This window comes from Lactobacillus sp. MRS-253-APC-2B, assembly GCF_012843675.1.
GTDB classification, from domain to species: Bacteria; Bacillota; Bacilli; order Lactobacillales; family Lactobacillaceae; genus Limosilactobacillus; species Limosilactobacillus pulli.
In genome coordinates this window covers 1-20,583 of record NZ_JABAFO010000010.1, presented here as the reverse complement: position 1 = coordinate 20,583, position 20,583 = coordinate 1, and the positions used below count along the sequence as shown (strand labels likewise).

The 20,583-nt window shown below is 44.6% G+C and carries 21 protein-coding genes and 1 pseudogene; 17 read left to right on the top strand and 5 right to left on the bottom strand.

Translation table 11 applies throughout. The features are described from left to right. Window positions 1-112: 112 nt before the first annotated feature. The 10 genes from ffh to rplS all read left to right on the top strand — a co-directional run bounded on the left by ffh (window position 113) and on the right by rplS (window position 7,962). Entirely contained in the window at window positions 113-1,564 is a 1,452-nt protein-coding gene (ffh, locus tag HF864_RS06335) for a signal recognition particle protein (RefSeq protein ID WP_169462155.1), read from the top strand. Between the two features lie 405 nt (window positions 1,565-1,969). Beyond that, window positions 1,970-2,365 (top strand): GntR family transcriptional regulator, encoded by a 396-nt coding sequence (locus HF864_RS06330; RefSeq protein WP_169462154.1) that lies wholly within the window; start codon window positions 1,970-1,972, stop codon window positions 2,363-2,365. Then, on the top strand, window positions 2,334-3,191 hold the full coding sequence (locus tag HF864_RS06325; RefSeq protein ID WP_169462153.1) for an ABC transporter ATP-binding protein: 858 nt from the start codon (window positions 2,334-2,336) through the stop codon (window positions 3,189-3,191). The genes HF864_RS06330 and HF864_RS06325 overlap by 32 nt, the downstream gene beginning before the upstream one ends. A 10-nt stretch (window positions 3,192-3,201) precedes the next feature. Further along, the gene (locus HF864_RS06320) at window positions 3,202-3,948 is read left to right on the top strand and encodes a hypothetical protein (RefSeq protein ID WP_169462152.1); all 747 of its coding nucleotides are present in this window, start codon (window positions 3,202-3,204) and stop codon (window positions 3,946-3,948) included. A 198-nt stretch (window positions 3,949-4,146) separates the two neighbouring features. Beyond that, a complete protein-coding gene (rpsP, locus tag HF864_RS06315; protein WP_033935155.1) occupies window positions 4,147-4,425 on the top strand; it encodes a 30S ribosomal protein S16 in 279 nt (92 codons plus the stop codon). A gap of 12 nt (window positions 4,426-4,437) precedes the next feature. Next, complete coding sequence (locus tag HF864_RS06310; RefSeq protein WP_033935154.1) at window positions 4,438-4,698, top strand: KH domain-containing protein; 261 nt, start codon at window positions 4,438-4,440, stop codon at window positions 4,696-4,698. Between the two features lie 58 nt (window positions 4,699-4,756). Continuing rightward, on the top strand, window positions 4,757-5,266 hold the full coding sequence (gene rimM / locus HF864_RS06305; protein WP_006499629.1) for a ribosome maturation factor RimM: 510 nt from the start codon (window positions 4,757-4,759) through the stop codon (window positions 5,264-5,266). Next, window positions 5,266-6,024: a tRNA (guanosine(37)-N1)-methyltransferase TrmD gene (trmD, locus tag HF864_RS06300; protein ID WP_169462151.1), complete on the top strand. Its 759-nt coding sequence runs from the start codon at window positions 5,266-5,268 to the stop codon at window positions 6,022-6,024. Before rimM ends, trmD begins: the two co-directional genes overlap by 1 nt. Before the next feature lie 9 nt (window positions 6,025-6,033). Next, entirely contained in the window at window positions 6,034-7,482 is a 1,449-nt protein-coding gene (locus HF864_RS06295) for an amino acid permease (protein WP_169462150.1), read from the top strand. Window positions 7,483-7,599: 117 nt separating this feature from the next. After that, window positions 7,600-7,962: a 50S ribosomal protein L19 gene (rplS, locus tag HF864_RS06290; protein WP_006499633.1), complete on the top strand. Its 363-nt coding sequence runs from the start codon at window positions 7,600-7,602 to the stop codon at window positions 7,960-7,962. Window positions 7,963-8,088: 126 nt separating this feature from the next. Here the strand turns inward: rplS and HF864_RS06285 are convergent, their stop codons facing one another. From HF864_RS06285 to HF864_RS06275, 3 genes are all read right to left on the bottom strand, one after another. Next, the gene (locus tag HF864_RS06285) at window positions 8,089-8,481 is read right to left on the bottom strand and encodes a tyrosine-type recombinase/integrase (protein ID WP_169462149.1); all 393 of its coding nucleotides are present in this window, start codon (window positions 8,479-8,481) and stop codon (window positions 8,089-8,091) included. Between the two features lie 611 nt (window positions 8,482-9,092). After that, window positions 9,093-10,067: a WYL domain-containing protein gene (locus HF864_RS06280; RefSeq protein WP_169462148.1), complete on the bottom strand. Its 975-nt coding sequence runs from the start codon at window positions 10,065-10,067 to the stop codon at window positions 9,093-9,095. 220 nt (window positions 10,068-10,287) lie between these two features. Then, window positions 10,288-10,755, bottom strand: a complete 468-nt coding sequence (locus HF864_RS06275; RefSeq protein WP_169462147.1) for a pyridoxamine 5'-phosphate oxidase family protein — start codon at window positions 10,753-10,755, stop codon at window positions 10,288-10,290. A gap of 294 nt (window positions 10,756-11,049) precedes the next feature. On the opposite strand from HF864_RS06275, the gene HF864_RS06270 reads away from it, so the two are divergent. The 4 genes from HF864_RS06270 to HF864_RS06255 all read left to right on the top strand — a co-directional run bounded on the left by HF864_RS06270 (window position 11,050) and on the right by HF864_RS06255 (window position 14,510). Further along, the gene (locus HF864_RS06270) at window positions 11,050-12,450 is read left to right on the top strand and encodes a DHA2 family efflux MFS transporter permease subunit (protein ID WP_169462146.1); all 1,401 of its coding nucleotides are present in this window, start codon (window positions 11,050-11,052) and stop codon (window positions 12,448-12,450) included. Between the two features lie 192 nt (window positions 12,451-12,642). Beyond that, entirely contained in the window at window positions 12,643-13,179 is a 537-nt protein-coding gene (locus tag HF864_RS06265; RefSeq protein ID WP_033935200.1) for a phenolic acid decarboxylase, read from the top strand. Between the two features lie 48 nt (window positions 13,180-13,227). After that, window positions 13,228-13,761, top strand: a complete 534-nt coding sequence (locus tag HF864_RS06260; RefSeq protein ID WP_169462145.1) for a PadR family transcriptional regulator — start codon at window positions 13,228-13,230, stop codon at window positions 13,759-13,761. Window positions 13,762-13,940: 179 nt separating this feature from the next. Next, complete coding sequence (locus tag HF864_RS06255) at window positions 13,941-14,510, top strand: hypothetical protein (RefSeq protein WP_169462144.1); 570 nt, start codon at window positions 13,941-13,943, stop codon at window positions 14,508-14,510. A 39-nt stretch (window positions 14,511-14,549) separates the two neighbouring features. Here the strand turns inward: HF864_RS06255 and HF864_RS06250 are convergent, their stop codons facing one another. Continuing rightward, a complete protein-coding gene (locus HF864_RS06250; protein ID WP_169462143.1) occupies window positions 14,550-16,196 on the bottom strand; it encodes a phosphoenolpyruvate carboxykinase (ATP) in 1,647 nt (548 codons plus the stop codon). Window positions 16,197-16,543: 347 nt separating this feature from the next. On the opposite strand from HF864_RS06250, the gene HF864_RS06245 reads away from it, so the two are divergent. Further along, window positions 16,544-17,032 carry an aryl-sulfate sulfotransferase N-terminal domain-containing protein gene (locus tag HF864_RS06245; protein WP_240936888.1) on the top strand — a complete coding sequence of 163 codons (489 nt, stop codon included), beginning with the start codon at window positions 16,544-16,546 and terminating at the stop codon, window positions 17,030-17,032. Here the strand turns inward: HF864_RS06245 and tnpA are convergent. Further along, window positions 17,021-17,316: pseudogene (tnpA, locus tag HF864_RS06240) on the bottom strand (IS200/IS605 family transposase); the annotation flags it as partial. The gene HF864_RS06245 and the pseudogene tnpA sit on opposite strands and share 12 nt — an antisense overlap. Window positions 17,317-17,352: 36 nt before the next feature. Between tnpA and HF864_RS06235 the strand changes: the two are divergent. Both HF864_RS06235 and HF864_RS06230 read left to right on the top strand, forming a co-directional pair. Next, on the top strand, window positions 17,353-18,687 hold the full coding sequence (locus HF864_RS06235) for an RNA-guided endonuclease TnpB family protein (protein WP_169462142.1): 1,335 nt from the start codon (window positions 17,353-17,355) through the stop codon (window positions 18,685-18,687). A gap of 275 nt (window positions 18,688-18,962) precedes the next feature. Beyond that, the gene (locus tag HF864_RS06230; protein ID WP_346774611.1) at window positions 18,963-20,141 is read left to right on the top strand and encodes an aryl-sulfate sulfotransferase; all 1,179 of its coding nucleotides are present in this window, start codon (window positions 18,963-18,965) and stop codon (window positions 20,139-20,141) included. Window positions 20,142-20,583: the final 442 nt, after the last annotated feature.

Below are 20,583 nucleotides of genomic sequence, written 5' to 3'. Positions count from 1 at the left end.
CTGCCAAGTAGTTTATAATGATAAAATCTTTTTGTTATAATAGAAACTGTTTGAACTATAAATTAACCTCATCGGCTGCATTTGCTCGGCCTGATGAAAAGAGGAGTAAAAAATGGCATTTGAAGGATTGACTGATCGTCTGCAAAAGGCGATGGAAAAACTGCGGCGCAAGCCCAAAGTGACGGAGGCCGATCTGCGCGAAACCATGCGTGAGATCCGGTTGGCACTTTTGGAAGCCGACGTTAACTTTGCCGTTGTTAAGGACTTTGTCAAAACGGTTCGTGAAAAGGCCGCCGGAGCCGAGGTACTCAAGGGCTTAAATCCTGCTCAGCAGATCGTTAAAATCGTTAATGAAGAATTAACCAAGCTGATGGGTGAGGAAGCCGTACCGCTGAACAAGGCACCACACATTCCAACCGTAATCATGATGGTCGGATTGCAAGGTGCTGGTAAAACGACGACGGCCGGTAAACTGGCATTGCGTCTGAAAAATGAAGAAAACGCCCGACCAATGTTTATCGCGGCCGACGTTTACCGACCAGCCGCAATTACGCAGCTGCAGCAGGTCGCTGATCAGATTGGCGTGCCGGTTTTTGAGGAAGGCACAGAAAAAGATCCCGTCGACATCGTTAGAGACGGGATGGAGCAGGCCAAGCAGAATCATAACGACTATGTAATCATCGATACGGCTGGGCGGCTGCAGATTGACGAGCAATTAATGGATGAGTTGGTCAATATCAAAAATCTGACTCAACCAAATGAAATTCTGCTGGTCGTCGATGCCATGACTGGTCAAAACGCGGTTAAGACGGCTGAAGGGTTCAACGATAAGCTGGATATCACTGGCGTTGTTTTGACCAAGCTGGATGGTGATACCCGTGGTGGGGCGGCCATGTCGATTCGGGCGGTTACTGGCAAGCCAATCAAGTTTGTCGGTGAGGGTGAAAAGATGGAAGATCTCGATGTCTTTCATCCAGATCGTATGGCCTCACGAATTTTGGGCATGGGGGACATGATGACCCTGATCGAAAAGGCTCAAAAGAACTTCGATGAGGAAAAAGCCCAAGAAACCATGGACAAGATGCGCGCCAACGAGTTTGACTTCAACGACTTTTTGGAGCAGATGGATCAGGTTACCAAGATGGGTCCGCTGGAAAACATCTTAAAGATGATGCCAGGGATGGCCAACAATCCGGCTTTGAAGAACATCAATATTGATCCTAAGCAATTTGCCCACATCAAGGCCATCATTTTGTCAATGACGCCTGAAGAGCGAGAAAACCCTGATCTGATGAACCCAAGTCGGCGGCGACGTCTGGCAGCTGGTTCTGGTCGGCCGATTGTTGAGGTTAACCGGATGATCAAGCAATTCAACCAGATGCGCAAGATGATGAAGCAGGTTACCAACGGCAATTTTGGCGGTCTGCAGAACATGATGGGCGGTCAGATGCCTGGCATGGGCGGCAAGATGGGTCAAATGGCGATGAATCGCATGGCTCGGCAAGCCAAAAAGCGGCAGCAGCAAAAACTGCGGAAGCTGCGCAACAAGCACAAGCGCCGCTAAAATATGGTTTTGGTTTGGTGACTTTCTTTATTCAGCCAAGTTAAAAACCAATCACGAATAACTTAATTCAAACCCTGTCTCAACTGCGAGGCAGGGTTTTTAATTTGTCCAAAAAACTTGTTACAGCATTGGATGACCAAAATCACCAGCAGCTGTAATTGATGCTCAGAAAGTTCAGCTGCTAGTTAGTTGTTGGTTACTCATTGAGTCGGCTCAAATTGAAAATAGATCTTGAATGATGCACGAACTGATAATTCTGGATCGTCAAAAGCCTTATGGAACAAGCGTTTTGCTTAATTAGCAGCAGATATTTTTTATTTGATACTTGCAAAAAAACAAAGCTTTGGTATTATTTACTTAGTTACTTATGTAATTAACCAAGGAGATAAATAGGGAGGTCTGGTCATGCAGTTTGAATTTGACCAAACGGAGCCAATCTATCAACAGATTGCTGATCAATTGGAAGACATGATCTTTACCGGTCTGTTGAAGGAAGGAGAGCAGGCGCCTTCAACTACGCAGCTTTCTCAAGAGTTGCATATCAATCCGGCGACCGTGCTCAAAGGCATGCGACAGCTGGTTGATCGGGGGCTGTTAGAAAAGCATCGCGGCTTGGGAATGTTTGTAGCAGCGGGAGCTCAAGCCAAGATAGTTGAAGAACGTAAAGACACATTTTATGAAACCTATATTAAAAGCCTGCTGGAAGAGGCCAGCAAGCTGGGAATTACTGAAGAACATTTGATTGAATTGATTAAACGGGGGTACCAAGATGGAAGCATTAAAAATCAGTCACCTGAATAAAAACTATGGCCGCCAGACGATTTTAAACGACATCAATATGACGCTGGAGCCGGGCAAGATTTATGGTCTGTTGGGACGCAACGGTGCCGGTAAGTCAACGCTATTGAATCTGATCGTTAATCGAATCCTGCCAAACAGCGGTACGATTAAGCTGGGGAATGATGATATCAATGATAATGACGCGGCATTAACGCAGTTTTATCTGATGAGCGAGGTCAGTCTCTATCCTAAGCACGTGACTTTAAAACAAATGTGGGAAATGGCGGATCTTTCTTATGGCAGCTTTAATTTTAATCGGGCACGGCGGCTGTTAAAAGAATTTGATATTCAAGACGAGAACGTAAAACTGAGTAATCTTTCGACCGGTCTGCAGACGGCGGCTAAGCTGATCGTGGCATTATCGGTCAACGCTAATTATGTTTTCTTGGATGAACCGATTCTGGGACTGGATGCCAACCATCGCGACGTTTTTTACCAAGAACTGCTCAAGGCTTATGAAGAAAACGTCAAGACCTATGTGTTGTCAACGCACCTGATTGAGGAGATCCAGCAGCTGGTTGAGCACATCTTTATTCTGGATAATGAAAAGATTACGGTTGATGCCGATGTTGATGATCTTTTAGCTGAGATGTTTGTAATCAGTGGTCCGGCAATGCTGGTTGAAGAGTACGTTAAGGATCAAAACGTATTGGGAACGCGCAGTCTAGCTGGCATCAAGACCGCGTTCGTACGTGGCGCGCTGAGTGAAGAAAAGGAGATTCCGGATCAGATTCAAATCAAGCATCCGGACCTGCAGCAGGCTTTTATCTATCTGACGAAGAAGTAGGGGGAGCATTATGATTTCAGCAAAACAAAAACTCGTGATTCGAACTGACCTATACCGCTGCGGCAGGGACTTTGTGATTGCCGCAATCTGGCTGGCCGCAATTCAAGTTTTCTTTGCCATTGTCAACCTGATCTTTGGAGGAATTGGCTTTGGTGACTTATTGGATGATCTGCGCGGGATCTTTAGCGGCTGGACGTTTATTGCCAGCGTTACGCCATTTGTTTATTTCTTGATCACGCCATACAGCAATTTTAAATGGACGATTCAAAACGGTATCTCACGCAAGACTTTGTGGCGCTCGCAAATGATCAGCGCCGTAGTAATCACACTGATCCAAGAATTGGCAATTATTATTTTCAACTTCTTGGCAAACGGTTCGCTATCTGAGAAAATCATCTACAATAACTCGATTTCAATTTGGTGGGGTCTGTTGTTTGAGCTGTTGCTGCTGTTTGAAACGACGATGACGGCAATGGCAATCGGCTACTTCTTTGGCTTGCTCAGTCGGAAATGGAAGCTTATCGTAGCAATCGGTGGCCCAATTTTGGCAATGTTTGTCATTTACTATCTGACGCTATTTTTAAGTAAACTGGGTATCTTTGAACTCATCGGCGCCAACTGGTCGATCAATCTGACCGGCCAAGCTGCCGAAACGGCTATTATCGTGACATTGATCACCTGCGTGGTTGTCTGGACGCTTTTGATGATGCTGGTCTCACGCATCAGTGCCAAACACATGCAGCTGCGGCGCGACTAATCATTAAACGATCCCTACCTATCAATCAGGCGGGGATTTTTTATTTAGCTTGTATTAATTTTAGAAATTTTGATAGACTATTATTGATGCAACAATGTTTTTGAAAAAAGTTTAGCCTGTCAAGAAAAAATACTTTACATTCACTTGAATGACTGGTATATTATTAGCTGTTAGAAAAAATCAAGGAGGTGTGAATCAATGTCAGTAAAGATCCGTTTAAAGCGTATGGGTTCTAAGAAGCGCCCATTCTACCGTATCGTGGTTGCCGACTCACGTTCACCACGTGATGGCCGTTTCATCACGACGCTGGGTACTTACAACCCACTGACCACTCCAAAGGAAGTTAAGTTCGACGAAGACGCCGTTATGGACTGGCTGCAAAAGGGTGCCCAACCTTCAGATACTGTTCGCAACATGTTCCAAAAAGCTGGTATCATGAAGAAGCTGCACGAAGCCAAGTACGCTTCCAAGAAGTAGTGGTAAATAGTCATGACTGAGACAAATCTAGAGACACTGATTCGTACCCTGGTCACGCCGTTGGTCAAGCATCCGGATGCAGTTCGCATCACCGAATCAGAGACTGATCGGTATCACCGGTACGTCCTCGACGTTCATCCGGCTGACGTCGGTCGCGTGATTGGTCGGCAGGGACATGTTGCTTCCGCACTGCGTACCGTAGTCGAAGGCATGCGTTCTAAGCGGCCCAACTCTAAGAAAGTCCGGTTGGTGATTAATGACCATCGACATTAAATAAAAACTCCCACACCAACTCTGTGGGAGTTTTTCTATTATTCGGAGGATTTTTTAAATGCAATATTATAATGTTGGTAAAATCGTCAATACGCATGGAATTCGCGGCGAGGTTCGCGTGATTGCCACGACTGATTTTCCTCAAGAGCGTTTCCAAAATGGCGCGGTCCTTTATCTAAAGCAGTCTGCCGGTGAGCCATTACGCCTGGAAGTTGCTGGCGCGCGTCAGCATAAGGGAATGTGGTTGGTTAAGTTTAAAGGCTATGACAATATCAATGACGTGCAGAGTTTCCGTGACCACGAATTAATGGTGACTGAAGACGAACAGCAGCCTTTAGAAGAGGGTCAATACTACTACCATCAAATCATTGGCTTGACGGTTAAGACGCTGGAAGGACGCGAATTGGGCGTAATCAAAGAGATTCTTTCGCCAGGTGCCAATGACGTCTGGGTCGTCAAACGAACCGGTCAAAGCGATCTTTTATTGCCGGTAATTGATGATGTTGTCAAAAACGTTGATCTGGACAAGGGCGAAGTCGACGTTGAATTAATGGAAGGACTGGAATAATGCGAATTGATGTTTTAAGTCTGTTTCCGGACATGTTTAAGCCAACGTTGGGTCAGTCAATCGTGGGGCGGGCTCAGGATGATGGTTTTTTGGATATTCATGTAACTGATTTTCGTCATTTTACAACCGACAAGCACAATCATGTCGATGACGCGCCGTTTGGTGGTGGTGCCGGCATGCTGCTGCAGGCTCAGCCGATTTTTGATGCGATGGCGGCAATTGATGAAGAAGCTCAAAAAGAAAACTATCCGAAAGGCCGTGTCATCTTAATGGATCCAGCTGGGCGCAAGTTCGATCAAGACTACGCTCAAGAACTGGCCCAAGAAGAACACTTGACGTTTATCTGCGGTCACTATGAAGGTTATGATGAACGAATTCGCCAGCTGGTAACCGATGAAGCCTCGCTAGGTGACTACGTGCTGACCGGTGGTGAATTGGCGGCCATGGTTATGATTGATGCCACGGTGCGATTCGTGCCAGGTGTCTTGGGCAATATGTCTTCTTCAATGGGCGACTCGTTCAGCAATGGGCTGCTGGAATATCCTCAATACACGCGGCCAGCTGAGTTTCGCGGGATGAAGGTGCCAGAAGTGCTGACCAGCGGCAATCATGAAAAAATTCGGCAGTGGCGGATGTATCAATCGTTAAAGCGCACCTGGGAACGCCGCCCCGATCTGCTTGAACAGGCCAAACTGTCCCGCGAGCAGCAGATTATGCTTCAAGACATTAAACTGGGTGAAGACCCAACGATGCAGTAGGCGACGCGCATGATCAAGAATAAGTTTTTAAAACGGCTGCTGGCAAAAGAAGATCCAACCGTCTATCAGCTCAAGGATGCATCGCTGGAGCCTTCATTGACGACTTTGGATCTGATCGGTCTGGGGACGGGGATGGTCGTGGGGACGGCGATCTTTACTCTGCCAGGGATCGTAGCTGCTGAACATACCGGACCAGCCGTACCATTGGCGTTTATCGTGGCGGCAATCGGGGCGGGACTTTCTGCCTTGGCCTACGCGGAAACGGCCTCAGTGCTGCCGTTTGCCGGTTCGGCGTTTTCTTGGATGAACGTTTTGTTTGGCGAGTTTTTTGGCTGGATCGCGGGCTGGGCGCTGCTGGCGGAATATTTTATCTCCGTAGCGTTCGTTGCCTCGGGCTGGTCGGCGTATATGCAGGGCTTTTTGGGCAGTTTCGGCGTTAAATTGCCAGTTGCCCTGACTGGTGGCTTTAATCCGGCTAAGGGCTCGTATGTCGATATTTTGGCGGCGATGGCGATATTGATTGTCGGCTGCTTGATCGCACGTGGCATTCATCAGGTCAGCCGCGTCGAGAATACGATCGTGGCCGTCAAGCTGATCGTGATTATCATGTTTGTCGTAATTGGCGCGACTGCCATTCATCCGCAAAACTATGTACCGTTTATCCCCGCACACCGACCAGGAACGACTTTTGGAGGCTGGCAGGGGATCTTGGCTGGATCTTCGCAGATTTTCATCGCCTATGTGGGCTTTGATGCAATTGCGGCCAATACTGCTGAAACCAAGGATCCTCAGCACACGATGCCCAAAGGATTGATTGGCACGCTGCTGTTGGGAACAGGCTTTTTCATTGCCGTTTCGCTGGTTTTAGTGGGGATGTTTAAATACAGCCGCTATGCCAATAATGCCGAACCGGCTGCCTGGGCACTGCGGCATTCAGGTCATTATTTAACGGCCAACCTGCTTTCGGTGGTAGCCTTGATTGGGATTTTTTCAGCCTTGATCGCAATTCTGCTGGCCTCATCGCGTCTGATCTATGCGTTTGGGCGGGATGGTCTGCTGCCAAGCCGGCTGGGTCATATTGATGATAAGCACGTTCCCGATCACGCGTTGTGGCTGATCACGGTGCTGGCGATGATTCTCGGTTCCGTATTTCCATTTACGTTTTTGGCGACGCTGGTTTCGGCCGGAACCCTGATTGCCTTTATCTTTGTCTCATTGGGAATCTACGCGTTAAGGAAACGAGAAGGCGTCGACCTGCCGGAAGCCAAGTTTAAGATGCCGGGCTATCCGGTTTTGCCAGCCATCTCGGTTGTCTATTCAATCGTTATTTTTGCTGGTTTGAATATTGATGCCAAACTGCTGATGATTGGCTGGTTCGTTATTGGTTTGATAATCTACTTTGCCTATGGAATCAAGCATTCAAACCTGAATCAGCAGTTTAAAAAGGTTGTCAAGTAATTTAACCTTGCAGTCGTTAGGGGAATATGTTATATTATGTCTTGGCTTTTTATGGCCATAACAACGGTATTCCGCTGCTGAAATCGGGCAAGAATATCGACGAAAGGAAAAAATATTATGCGTCAAAACCAATTGATTGAAAAGATCACCGCCAGCCAACTGCGCGATGACATTCCAGAATTCCGCGCCGGTGACACGGTTCGCGTCCACGCCAAGATCGTTGAAGGTACTCGTGAACGTATCCAGATCTTCCAAGGTGTCGTTATCAAGCGTCACGGTGCAGGCATTTCTGCTACTTACACTGTTCGTAAGATTAGTAACGGTGTCGGTGTTGAACGTACTTTCCCAGTTCACTCCCCACGTGTTGCTAAGATCGAAGTTGTCCGTTACGGTCGCGTTCGTCGTGCTAAGCTGTACTACCTGCGTGAACGTACTGGTAAGTCCGCTCGTATTCCTGAACGCCGTCGCGACGTTAAGTAGTCGAGTGTCGACCAAAACCCTTGCTGTGCAAGGGTTTTTCTTTTTGCCTAATTTTTAAAATGCCAATTGAGTTTGTGAATTTTTGGCCAATTTGCAGTCCTAAGTAGCCAATAAGTAGCCAACTTATCATAAATTTTCCAATTGATCAAGATTTTTCACAAGCGCTTCATGAGTAACGTGTGTGTAGATTTCCTGAGTAACCCGACTATTAGAGTGGCCAACCCGCTGCTGGATAACGTATATCGGCACGCCTAGCTCAGCCAGCTTAGAGATATGAGTGTGGCGAAAGATGTGAGAGCTGACTGGTTTGTCAATTGCTAACTTCTTAGCTGCGTTTCTCAAGAAAGTATTGAATGCTGAAATTTGAATCGGTGTATGATGTTTAGTAGTGAACAGATAGCCGTGACCATCAGCATAAGCGTACCGATCACGATATATTTCGACTGCCCGCCTGGAGAGCGCAACATCGCGCATTCCAGTGGGCGTTTTTGTTTGGTCGGTTTTATGCCATTCAGACATTTTAAGCTTGGTATGTTGGATCTACACTATCTTGTATTGGTGAGTGCTGATATTAGATTTCGGGTATTAAAAAGAGGACAAAAGCCGTCCCCTTAAGCTACAATTACGATTTGACAAAGATCCAAAACAAAGCCCACATCATTAACGCTGTGAGCTAGTAAAAAAGAGCGCCTATTAAGCGCCCTCAACCGGTTCGGTACGTGAGGAGCTACCTCAACACCGTTTTGCGCACCGGCCTTCTAATCATCATGTTTGTATTATATGACATTCTATGGCGTCTATGCAGCCATTAATGGTAGAAATACTGATACTACCAGGATGAAAGTCCACCAATCAAATTTATTATCTGAGATGTTGCTACGCTGGCTTTATCTAGGCAAATTGTAGCTAGTAACTCATTCAGCGATGAACTGATGGGTGAAGTCTACAAGCCCCCGGATTTTATTCGGGAGTAGCTTGACTCATTCAGCAAGGCGCTTTACCGAGTTGAGAATCATCTGACGGCCTTTGAACAGGGAAATCAGGAAGTTGCGTATCCAGTTGCTTAAGCAAAATAATGCAAAATGAAAATGGCTCTGTCACGAAGATCGTGGTGGAGCCATTTTCTGTCTTTATTGATAATTACTGAGCATTTTTTGCAGAGTCGTGATCATCTGTTTCTGAAACCATTCTGGCTCAAGCACCGTAACCATGTCTTTTTGACTAAGCAGCCACATCATCGCGCCGGTATCATAAGTTTCGACTTCAATAATCGCCGGCTGCTGATCGGTTTTTGGTTGAACTATTTTGGAAAGCGGGAATTTATCCAGCGCCGCTTCAACGACACCGCGGTATTCAAAAAGAATCTTAACGTTTTTGCCGGGATACATCAGCTGCAGCTTTTTCTTGGTCAGACCCTCATTCCATTGATGAGACTGCCATTCGGATTGTGGGATGCTTTTTTGCGAAATGTGATAATCAATAATGCGATCCAAGCGGTAGATGATGTTTTTTTGATATGTATTGGTGTAGCCGATGAGATAGAAATAGTTGTCAGAAAACGTCAGCGCCAACGGAATAATAGTGTGCGCTTTGATATGGCCGGCCTGATTGCGGTAGTCGATGCGAATGGTTCGATGCAGGAGAGTATATTCCGAAAAGTTCCAGATCAGATTCATCAAGTCTTTATTTTGAAGATTACGTAGCGGCTGATATGTGCTTTGCTCGCTGCTAATCAATTGTTTGACTTTTTGAGCATCTTTTTCGTCGAGAATTTTTAAAAGACGATTGGAAAGCTCGATCAGCTGATCTTTGGGGAGGGCCCGACTGGCGGTTAGAATCTTGATGAGACAAAGACACTGCGCCTTGTTTAATCCGATCCCGTTGGCAGACAGCCAGTAGGAATTGTTTTGACGGTCATAATTCAGCGTGTATTCGGGCAGATATTCATCAATAAATGCTCGCAGATTGGCAAAATCCCGCTGAATAGTCCGCGCGTCAACGGTAAACTGTTTGGCTAGCTGTAATTTTTGAATATGGCGGCCGGCAGTCAATTGCTGATAGATGAAAAGCTGCCGTTCGCTGGTAGTTGATTTATATGTTTTCATGGAATTTCCCTAATTTTTTATTTATATTTTCATGTAGACAAAATCTGTCTAGGCGATCTGAGATAATTATAAATAGAAAATGGAATGTAAGCACATCATAATAACAAGAGGATTATAGCCTTCTATAACGATATATCTGAGTTAAGCATACCAAAACGGCCCTGACGCAAAATTTGCGGCAGGGTCGTGCTGTTTTAGATGAGTTTTGAGACAGCCAGCTTTAAAATTCAATTCGCTTCTGGAAAATCGGCTGTTGGCGCAGGTCGTAAATCGAACCGGTAATCGGCGTAATGGCAAATGGTCTTAAAATGCTGCGTCGTTCAGAATGATTTAATGAAATCTGCTGCATTTCCGGTCGAGCGTCAAAAATCTGCTCCAGATACTGCTGATTGACCTCAGTTGCCGTGCCGGTTAAGGTGAAGCCAACACTGTCCAGAGTTTCGCTGCCTTTTAAAGCCGTGATCGAGATGCGGGGATGAATCTTTAAACGTTGATAAAATGGTTTTTGATAGGTCGTTGCAAAAATCAGCCGGTTGCCGTCTAAAACCTCGATATCAGCGACGTTGGTATGGGGATCGCCATTTTGATCAACCGTGCCAAACACAACGGACTGAAAACTATCGACAATCAGCTTGAGAAATTCATCGCCTGACAGATGGCTGTCTAACATGGGAACTGGTTTGCGCATTGTGATACCTGCTTTCTTTTATATTTTTGTGTTAATTGTAATTAAAAACATTACATTTGTATATGATCAACTGCAGCAAATCGTATCAAAGTTTCTTGATAAAAGCGCAAGACAGGTGATTTTAGAAAAAATTTGCCATTTACAAAAAAAGTACTTACGAAACCGAGGCAATTTTTGCTAGAATGGCAAACATGCTGATTAAGATTAAGAGTTAGCGTTAATTGAATACATCAAATTAAGTCTGCTTGCTGTTTGGTCTTTAATCAAGTCAATTTGATTAAAGGAGCAAAATATATGCAAAATTTTTCTGAACCTGCTTTTCGCGTCAAACACCCTGGCTTGACGATGGCCAGTCTGCTTTTGGGGGCTTTTGTCGGTATGTTTAGTGAAACTTCATTAAACATCGCGCTGCCAAAGCTGATGATCGTCTTTCATACCAGTACGGCCGTCTTACAATGGCTGGTGACTGGCTACATGCTGGTTATTGGGATCGTCTTGCCGCTGTCCAGTTTGATTGCCAAGTGGTTTACGATTCGCCAGATTGTGATTTTTGCCCTGCTGGATTTTATTATCGGTGCGGCAATTTCAGCACTGGCGCCTAACTTTGCGGTTCTATTGGTGGGTCGAATGATTCAAGGGATTGGAACCGGTCTGATTCTGCCACTGATGTTTACGATTGTGATGCAGATTTTCCCACCAAAAAAGATTGGTAGCATTATGGGCATCTGCGCTTTGGTAATCATGTTTGCCCCGGCAATTGGGCCAACTTTGACTGGTTTGATTCTGGCCAAGCTTTCCTGGCGCTGGATCTTTTGGTCATTTGAAATTTTCTTGGTCATCGCCTTATGCCTGGCCGTAACTGCTTTGGAAAACATTGGTCAGCCAACGCGTCCTCACATTGATCTGCTTTCAATCATTGAATCCGTGCTTGGCTTTTCTGGTCTGGTAATTGGCGCGAGTCTGTCCAGTCTGGATGGCTGGGGTTCTTGGCCAGTTTTAGGCTCGTTTGCGGTTGGGATTTTGGTATTGATTGCTTATGTGATTCGTCAGCTGAAACTAGAAACGCCGATCTTAAATCTGCGCGTTTTCAAAGTTAAGGCATTTACAATTGGCGCTGTATTGGTCATGCTTGATTTTGGTATTATTCTTTCGGCCATGTATCTGATGCCAATGTATCTGCAAAATGGCTTACTGTTGGCCGTTGCCTTAACTGGGATCGTCATGTTGCCAGGTGGTCTGGTAAATGCTTTGGTTTCCGCGTTTGCTGGACGGATGTATGATTCAATTGGGGCCAAGCGTCCAGTCATGATTGGTTTTGTGATTGCCATCGTCGGGATCGTCATGCTGCTTTTGACGACTGATCATTCTGCAGTTGCATATGTAATTGCGGCTCACGTGATTTTGATGATTGGCTGTCCATTGGCAATGTCACCAGCGCAGACCAGTGCTCTAAATGCATTGCGGGGACCAGCCTCCAGTGATGGCAGTACGATTTTGAATACGATGCAGCAGATCGTTGGAGCATTGGCAACTGCTCTGGCTACCAGTTTCTTGGAATTAGGCCGGCATGCGGCAGTTGGCAGCCAAGCGATGCGTTTTACGTCCGGGGTACACACGGGACTTTACTTTACGCTGGCTTTGGCAATTATCGCGCTGATCGTATCGTTTGCTTTGCCCAAACAAAGTGAAGATTAATCGTGTTATTAAGCCTTTAAAATAAATCCAAAAATTTTCAATAGACCCTCATTCTCAAAAGTATTTTTGGGAATGGGGGTCAAATTATTTTAGTCGGTGATATTTGACGATAACGACATAAAGTGATAATCTATTTTATGTTGATAACGACATTTATGAAAGGCGGAAATAAATATGGCAAACTTAAATCACATGGACAAACATTTCAAAACGCTGGATGACTTTTTGGGAACACATTTCATCTATACGTATGACAATGGCTGGGAATATGAATGGTACGCTAAAAATGATCATACGGTTGACTATCGGATTCATGGCGGAATGGTTGCCGGCCGTTGGGTTAAGGATCAACCAGCGCACATTCATCAATTAACGGAAGGAATTTACAAGATTGCCTGGACTGAACCAACGGGAACTGATGTCGCGTTGGATTTCGTTCCTAATGAACATAAGCTTAATGGTACGATTTTCTTTCCAAAATGGGTACAGGAACATCCAGAAATTACGGTTTGTTTCCAAAACGAACACATTGATTTAATGCATGAATCGCGTGAAAAGTATGAAACCTATCCAAAATTAGTAGTGCCTGAGTTTGCGACGATTACCTACATGGGCGACGCTGGTCAGGATAATGAAGAAGTCATCAATGAAGCCCCTTATGCCGGCATGACTGACGATATTCGCAATGGCCGTTTCTTTGATGAAAATTACCATCGTCTGGCTAAGTAGCTTGTTATATAATGTTTTGCAGAATCAGATAAGGAAGGATGCTGCAAAATGCCGCAAAAAAGGATACTGCCCTATGTTATTATGGGGATCCTGCTTAATAAGGACTGTACTGGAAAGCAGATTATGGATGAGTTTCGCTTTGATATCGGGGAATTTTGGCAATCATCACATAGTCAGGTTTATCCAGAGCTAAAGCGTATGGAACAAGATCGTTGGATTGAAAGCTACTCCAAAGAAGATAATGATAAAGAGATACATTACCGTCTAACAGCTTATGGACATGAGATTATTAACGACTGGCTGATGGAACCTGTTGATAAGCTCCCAGTATCCAAAGACCTTTTTTCTTTAAAGACTTTTTTCATCAATGATCGTAATGATCCGCGACTGGAAAAATTGTTTAAGCACCAGATTCAATTGGTCAGCAACAGTCTTAATCACCTGCGCAAGCGTCGACAAACATTGTTCAGCCGTCAAGAACAGATTGATCAGCATTATGGCCATTACTTGATTTTAGCTCGGGCGATCAGTCGCCAAGAAAATCAATTGGCCTGGCTGGAAGATAAAATTAATAATCGATAACGACTTTGAGAAAAGCAATCCCGCTATACCAGCTTTTGGGAAACTGGTGGTGTGCGATTGCTTTTTATATTATGCTACGTAAATTCAGAACTTTTCTCCCTAAAAATGCATTTCTGCTTAAATCGACTAAAGCATTTATGAAGACGCTGATAGATGATTTGAGAAAGGAAGCAGAAAAAATGAGAAAAAAGCTTAAGCAGCTCGGCAGCCAAAAGCGACACACGTTTATCGATCGTTTTGAACGCGTTGGCTATAAGAAAAGATATCGTTACTATCAGCCGACGCTCTTACTCACCCAAGTTGCCTTATCAGAGACTGGGGAACTGATTACTGATCATTTATGGCTTAACTATACGAAAGGCTTCTTAGCTTTAGGCGAATTGTTGACTGGCGACTTGCTGCAGTTTGATGGTCGGGTTGCCAGCTACGTCAAAGGATATTTTGGTACTCAGCAAAAACTTGATTATAAAGTAGAGCGTCCATCGCAAGTCGTGCCGCTGGCAAAAATTGAAGGGCCGCGCCGACTTTTACCCGATACGGCCACCAAAATGGGGAGGCAGGCGCTGATTGGCTATATTATAGAACGGGAGCGTGTTTTTTATGAAGCCAGCTGTCGTCCGATTGATCCGTATTATGTTGATCAATATCAAATCTGGCTGACCAACCATGTTATGAAAATTGATCAAAACTATGATCTTGTCGCGCGAAAAAGTTTGACGTCGCATCTAAAAAGCGCTGAGCCGCATTAAGCAGTTCAGCGCTGGAAGATCAAGGTTGTTAGTATTTAATTAGTTTAGGGAGTTGATCAGATTATCCAGACTGGTCAGAATTTCAGATGGAAGCTTTTCGCCCGAGTGCTGAGCTTCATAGTTCTTAACCCAATCACGCCGAATTTCAAGGCGCGTCTTGAGCTTAGTCACGTATTCGGCATCGTTAAAGTCGACAGGATAGCCATCATAGGCAATGTATTCCATGTTGGCCAGCTTGCCAAATGGCTGGAAGGCGGCCTGGTTTTGGGCAATGTCTTCCAAAGCCTTCAATGTCAGTTCTTTAGGGATGTCTAAGCCGTTGAAGTTGGCGGTGTTGACAATATAGCAGTCAACATGGCGTTTTTCAAACAAAGCCTTAAAGTCTTGATAGTCCTCGCTTAATGGATAGGCACGGAATGGGTCGGCAAATGGTTCGATAACCAGGGCATTGCGATCAGCTCCCACCACGTTTTCAGCGGTAGAGCGCTTGGTAGCCAGCGTCAGGCCAAACGTAGCCGCGGTGACGGGATCAGTCAGTTTAACGACTGGTGGCAGACTGTCATCTTTCATGATCCAAAAGACGGCGTTGATTGGGGCAATTTCGCGGTCCACTCGGTTGGTAGAAGCGTAGCGCGTTTTGATGGTCCGCCCGTTGCCATTGCGCAGATCTTGAGTTACCAGTACCTTTTGGCCGGCTTCATTAAGCGTGACGCCAACATTCATCACCGTGGTAAAGTACTGAATTTCGCGGCTGCCTGGCAGATAATCGTTGGTCTTGTCAAAATAGGCAGGTTCAAGAGCCGTGGAGCTGCCGTCCTCACGATTGATTACGAACGCATCGTCATGCAGCACGGTAATATCGAACTTGCCGTCGTGCTTAGCGTGGGTCAGCGTAGACTTGCCTGATCCGGAAAGCCCATAGAAGGCAAAAGTCTGATCATCACGGTCGCTGAAGTGGAAAGTCTTTTCGCCACCGTGACAAGCCGTAAAACCATGTCGGTGCGCGGTTGCCCAGGCCAGTGTCAAAGTAGACTTTTTAAGCTCGCCAAAGTAGCGCAGCCCCAAAACCGCGGCCGCATTGTGCTGAGCATCGATGACAACCAGGCCATGTGGATAGTCAGGATTGCTCCAGTATGGGTCGCAGTACAGATAGATGTCGCCTTCGTCATAGGCCCGTGAATCGGCATAGCGCTTCAGCCAATTTTCGGTAGCTGTTTGGAAGTTGAGCATGTAGGAAAGCAGATTGACCTCAAAGCCTTCTGCCAGAGCCAAGTGCGCCTTTACCATAAAGTCTTCATCTAGCCCCACGATTACGTCCGTCGTGTAAAAGTCGCGTTCATGACCTTCATAGATAGCTTCGCGCAAGACGCCATCGATTTTTTCGGCATCAACGTCTGGTGAACCGATCAAACGCCGTGCTGCCGCAGTCCGGCCCACGATCTGACCATGGTTGTCAACCAGCATCTTGGCATCGGCTGGCAGCCCCAGTTCTTCGGTATGCTTGATTGGCAGGTCGGTAACGATGGTATTAGGGTTGTCAGCCGCCAAACGATAAGCAGTCGCGGTATCGGCAATATGTGTCATATTGTTGGCATAAAATGCCGATTCAATCGTCGTCCGCGTCCGTGAGAAGATCGGGTTGGTCTTAACGATGTCTTTTTCAGAAAATTTTGTTTGAGTACTCATTGAACAGCCACCTTTCTGATGAATTATCGTGATTAAAGTGCTTACATTCCTATTATAATGCAAAAACCAAGTAATAATAGGATTAAATTTCGCTATTTGTCGAAAAGCTTGCTAAATGTCAAAAAAGCGCTGAAATTGACTTTTTGATGAATTTATTAAAGGCAAAAATTAAGAAACGCAAAATTTATATCGTATAAAATTTACATTTTGTCGTTTCTTTATTCAAAACTTCTCCTAAAAGGATTCGCAATTCTTTTTTAAACTTTGCATATCAGCTTTGATGGTCGGGCTTTCGATAGAGTATCAATCAAGGCAGAATATTAATTCAATTTAAGGAAAGTGATTGTTTGCATCACAAAAAGGGACGCTGGCTGGTACTGATTGCGTTGCTGCTGGTCTTATGCGGCGTTGGCGGCTGGCTGGGCTATCGTCGTTATTCGCTCGGAGTGATTTTTGATAAGCAGATTATTAAGAACATCAACAGTCATCTGCTGAAGAATAATCCAACATCCAAGCAGACCAAAAGCTACGCTAAAATCGTCAAAAGTACTACGCGGACGCTGAATAATGCTTACGTCAAGGTTAATCCATATGGCACCTCGCCGCTGACCGCCTTGATGATCTTTAAAACAGACCAGGTCGCTAAGGTAACTTACACGGTTGTCGGCAAGACGGATAACACCTCGATTACCAATACGGTTAAGGGGTATAAGACTACGCATCAGGTACCGATCGTGGGGCTTTATGCCAACTACTCCAACCAGGTTCAATTAAAACTCGGGCAGGAATCCCACGATTTTAATCGGGGGAGGAATGCCCCTTTATTAGTGCAGTAGTGTCCCCATGTAATAGCTACGTGACCACAAATGGCCGTCCCAGTACTGCTTTTGCTTGATTTCTGAATGATTACGCAGGAATATTCGCGCACTGCCAACCTTTAGTGCCTTAACGATATTCGTTGCTGAATACTTGAGCTTAAAACTGATCAACATATGAATATGATCTGGCATCACTTCCATTTTTTCTATCGTAATATCATGAAGATTGGCAATGTGCTTAGAATATCTTTCGTCTCGTTGACTAGTGCTGGCGTTGTAAATGTGGCATTCCGATATTTAGTAGTACAATGGAAATTAGTAAAGGGGGGTGAAATAACATGCCGAAAAAAGAAGATTTGCCATATATGATGGGACTAAAGCTACGCTTATATCCAAATTGGAAACAAGAAAAGATTTTGTGGAAGAATCTGAATGCTTCACGGTTCATTTATAACCAATTGTTAGCTAATAGCTGGACTGATAGTAGAATTATCAAAAACAAACTTGATAAGCGATACCCAATTCCAGAAGCATATTGGCGTTATGACAAGAACGGCAAGGTAATTAAGAAGAGCCAGAAACGGCCGACTGGTTTAGCTCGTATCACTGCTCAACAATATCCTTGGCTTGGTGATGATGACCTTGATAGTGATATGTTCACCAATACCGAAGTTAATTATAAAGCCGCTTGGAATATGTTTCGGAAAGTACACACTGCCGGAAAACCAAAGTTTAAGTGCAAAAGCCGTTCTGTTCAGTCATATTCGACTTCCAATCATTATTCGAGTGCAACCGTAAAGAAACACGGGGGAACTCCTTCACTTTATAATGGGTCAATCAAATTTTTAGATCATAACCATATTCAGCTACCGAAGTTAGGTTCTATTAAGGTGAAATTACACCGTTCATTGCCAACTAATCGGTTGGTACGGATTGCCACTGTTACAATTAAGCACTACGCGACCGGGCAATGGACCGTTTCATTACTGCTTAAAAGTGATGAGCCGTTCCACCAGGCTTTACCCAATACCAATCAAGCAGTTGGTATTGATCTAAACACCGAAAACTTTCTTACTACCAGTGATCAGAAGCAGGTTGCTAATCCCCACTATTATCGTGCCATCAAGAAGCACTTGGCAAAACACCAACGAATTCTTTCTCGCCGGGCACGGCGTGCCAAAAAAGAGCATCGTCCTTTGTGGGCAAGCAAGAATTACCAGCAGGAGAAGCTGGTCGTTGCCAAAATCCATCAACGGATTCGTAATCGGCGCCTAAACTTTCTTCATGAAACCTCGACTGCACTAATCAAGAGCCACGATTTGGTAGTTGCGGAAAACTTGAAGAGTAAAAATATGCTTAAAAATCATGCCCTGGCAATGAGTATTTCCGATGTTGGTTGGCGGACTTTTTTGGGTATGCTGGAATATAGGGCCCCGCTGTATGGACGCACGTTTGTCGAAGTTAATCCAGCTTACACAACCCAAACTTGTTATGATTGCGGCTTCGTGATGGGCAGCAAAGGTACCAAACGATTAACTCTTCATGATCGTGAATGGACTTGTCCTAATTGCCATGTTCATCACATTCGTGATCACAATGCTGCTTTGAATATCTTAGCGAAGGGGCAACGCTTGCTAAGCAGACCCGACCAGAATCTAGAAGCAATTTATTAGTTTTAGAAAGGGACGTTTGGAAACTTGCGCCCCTAGATTAAGCGTTAGCTTGATCTTAAATGGCCTAGTTATTGGCTGTAAGACGTAGTGCCATCCGAAGATAATTTATTATCTGAGATGTTGCTGCGCTGGCTTTATCTAGGCAAATTGTAGCTAGTAACTCATTCAGCGATGAACTGATGGGTGAAGTCTACAAGCCCCCGAATTTTATTCGGGGGTAGCTTGACGTCACGCTTACCTACAAAGATGGCACGACGGAACAAAAAACGTTTACCATTAAAACGGGCAAGCTGCCTAAGAACCTGCGCCAGACTAAGATCACGGTTTCAAAGAGCAATAAGTCCAAGATGCAGATCGGCAATAACGAGCTGACCTACATCAACAAGACCTCTGAAGAACCATTTGCTGTCGATGCTGATGGTAATATTCGCTGGTATTCAACGCTTTATAGCCGGCACACGTTTGTTCAGCTCAGTAATGGTCATTTGCTGATTCAAAACCGGACGAATGGCAATAAAGGGTCCTACAACATCTTATCTGAAACTGATTACCTTGGCCGCATCTATCGGCGTTATCGTTTCAGCGACAAGCTTGGTAAGAGCTCACTTGAACAATACATTACCGCGGTTCATCATGACGCGCTTGAACTGTCAAATCATAATCTGTTGGTAACGATCTCTGGCGGTGACAAGTACGCGGAAGACGTGATCGCCGAAATTGATTACAAGACTGGTAAGACGGTCAAGGTAATCGACTTTAAGAAATTGCTGCCTTCAAGCATGTACCGCAACTACAGCAGTACTACAACCAAGGGTGGCAAGATCGACTGGCTGCACATGAACTCGCTTTACTATGATCAAAAGACGGGTAATCTCTTGGTTTCAGCACGTAATCAGGATATAACAATGTCGATCAACTATAAGTCAGGTAAAATTAACTGGATCTACTCTGGCAAAAAGAAAAGCTCATGGCCAAAGAAGTATCGCAGCAAACTGTTGACACCAGCCAAAGGTACGACGATTACCGGTGATCAGCATGATTTGACGCTTTTGAGCAGTAAAAATGGGAAACTAAAAGTGTTGCTTTATGATAACAACATTGATGTCACAAACGGTAATGCCAAGACATCTGGCAAGTACTCACAAGCGGTTCAGTACACGATTGATACTAAGAAGAAAACCATCAAGCAGACTTGGTCTTATGGTAAGAGCTTGGGTAAGGATAACTTTACACGGGTGATTGGCTCGGCACAGCGTTTAAGCAATGGCAATACCTTGATTGACTTTGGCTACAAGCATGATGGTAGTCAAAGCAATATTATCGAAGTTGATAAGAACAACAACCAGGTATTTAACTTGACTATCAGTTCATCGAAAACTGACCGGACATACGTTTACCGTGCATACCGCGTCAAATTTACGCCATCTAATTTCGTATTTGATGCAACCAAATAATTTTGTGCTTGATTTAAAGAAGCGTCGGCAGCTTTGTCGGCGTTTTTTTATTGATTAAAAATTTTTCAATAATAGGTTGACGACTAATTCCGCTTATATTCGTAAGAATATTCGAATTTTACAGAATGAATTAAAGTTAATAGAGCTTAATATTCATACTTTTTAAAATAATTGAAAAACTTTTGATAAGTCGTTGACATATGATGACAATCTTTGTATATTAGATAACGTTGTCGCGGCGATGAGTTGCTGATTGCTTGAGATTCATTACTTTTCGCCGACTTGCTAAGAAATGTTAATAAAAAGTTCTTGACAGGTAGTTGACAATTTGTTAAACTGATTAAGTTGTTTGTTTGAAATGAGCAAACAACGGTAGACCTTTGAAAACTGAATACAGTTTCGACGAACACAAATGTGCAGGGTCATCAATCATTACGATTGA

Coding starts and splice junctions, on each gene's coding strand:
- ffh (WP_169462155.1), top strand. CDS start 113: ATGGCATTTGAAGGATTGACTGATCGTCTGCAAAAGGCGATGGAAAAA.
- HF864_RS06330 (WP_169462154.1), top strand. CDS start 1,970: ATGCAGTTTGAATTTGACCAAACGGAGCCAATCTATCAACAGATTGCT.
- HF864_RS06325 (WP_169462153.1), top strand. CDS start 2,334: ATGGAAGCATTAAAAATCAGTCACCTGAATAAAAACTATGGCCGCCAG.
- HF864_RS06320 (WP_169462152.1), top strand. CDS start 3,202: ATGATTTCAGCAAAACAAAAACTCGTGATTCGAACTGACCTATACCGC.
- rpsP (WP_033935155.1), top strand. CDS start 4,147: ATGTCAGTAAAGATCCGTTTAAAGCGTATGGGTTCTAAGAAGCGCCCA.
- HF864_RS06310 (WP_033935154.1), top strand. CDS start 4,438: ATGACTGAGACAAATCTAGAGACACTGATTCGTACCCTGGTCACGCCG.
- rimM (WP_006499629.1), top strand. CDS start 4,757: ATGCAATATTATAATGTTGGTAAAATCGTCAATACGCATGGAATTCGC.
- trmD (WP_169462151.1), top strand. CDS start 5,266: ATGCGAATTGATGTTTTAAGTCTGTTTCCGGACATGTTTAAGCCAACG.
- HF864_RS06295 (WP_169462150.1), top strand. CDS start 6,034: ATGATCAAGAATAAGTTTTTAAAACGGCTGCTGGCAAAAGAAGATCCA.
- rplS (WP_006499633.1), top strand. CDS start 7,600: ATGCGTCAAAACCAATTGATTGAAAAGATCACCGCCAGCCAACTGCGC.
- HF864_RS06285 (WP_169462149.1), bottom strand. CDS start 8,481: ATGTCTGAATGGCATAAAACCGACCAAACAAAAACGCCCACTGGAATG.
- HF864_RS06280 (WP_169462148.1), bottom strand. CDS start 10,067: ATGAAAACATATAAATCAACTACCAGCGAACGGCAGCTTTTCATCTAT.
- HF864_RS06275 (WP_169462147.1), bottom strand. CDS start 10,755: ATGCGCAAACCAGTTCCCATGTTAGACAGCCATCTGTCAGGCGATGAA.
- HF864_RS06270 (WP_169462146.1), top strand. CDS start 11,050: ATGCAAAATTTTTCTGAACCTGCTTTTCGCGTCAAACACCCTGGCTTG.
- HF864_RS06265 (WP_033935200.1), top strand. CDS start 12,643: ATGGACAAACATTTCAAAACGCTGGATGACTTTTTGGGAACACATTTC.
- HF864_RS06260 (WP_169462145.1), top strand. CDS start 13,228: ATGCCGCAAAAAAGGATACTGCCCTATGTTATTATGGGGATCCTGCTT.
- HF864_RS06255 (WP_169462144.1), top strand. CDS start 13,941: ATGAGAAAAAAGCTTAAGCAGCTCGGCAGCCAAAAGCGACACACGTTT.
- HF864_RS06250 (WP_169462143.1), bottom strand. CDS start 16,196: ATGAGTACTCAAACAAAATTTTCTGAAAAAGACATCGTTAAGACCAAC.
- HF864_RS06235 (WP_169462142.1), top strand. CDS start 17,353: ATGCCGAAAAAAGAAGATTTGCCATATATGATGGGACTAAAGCTACGC.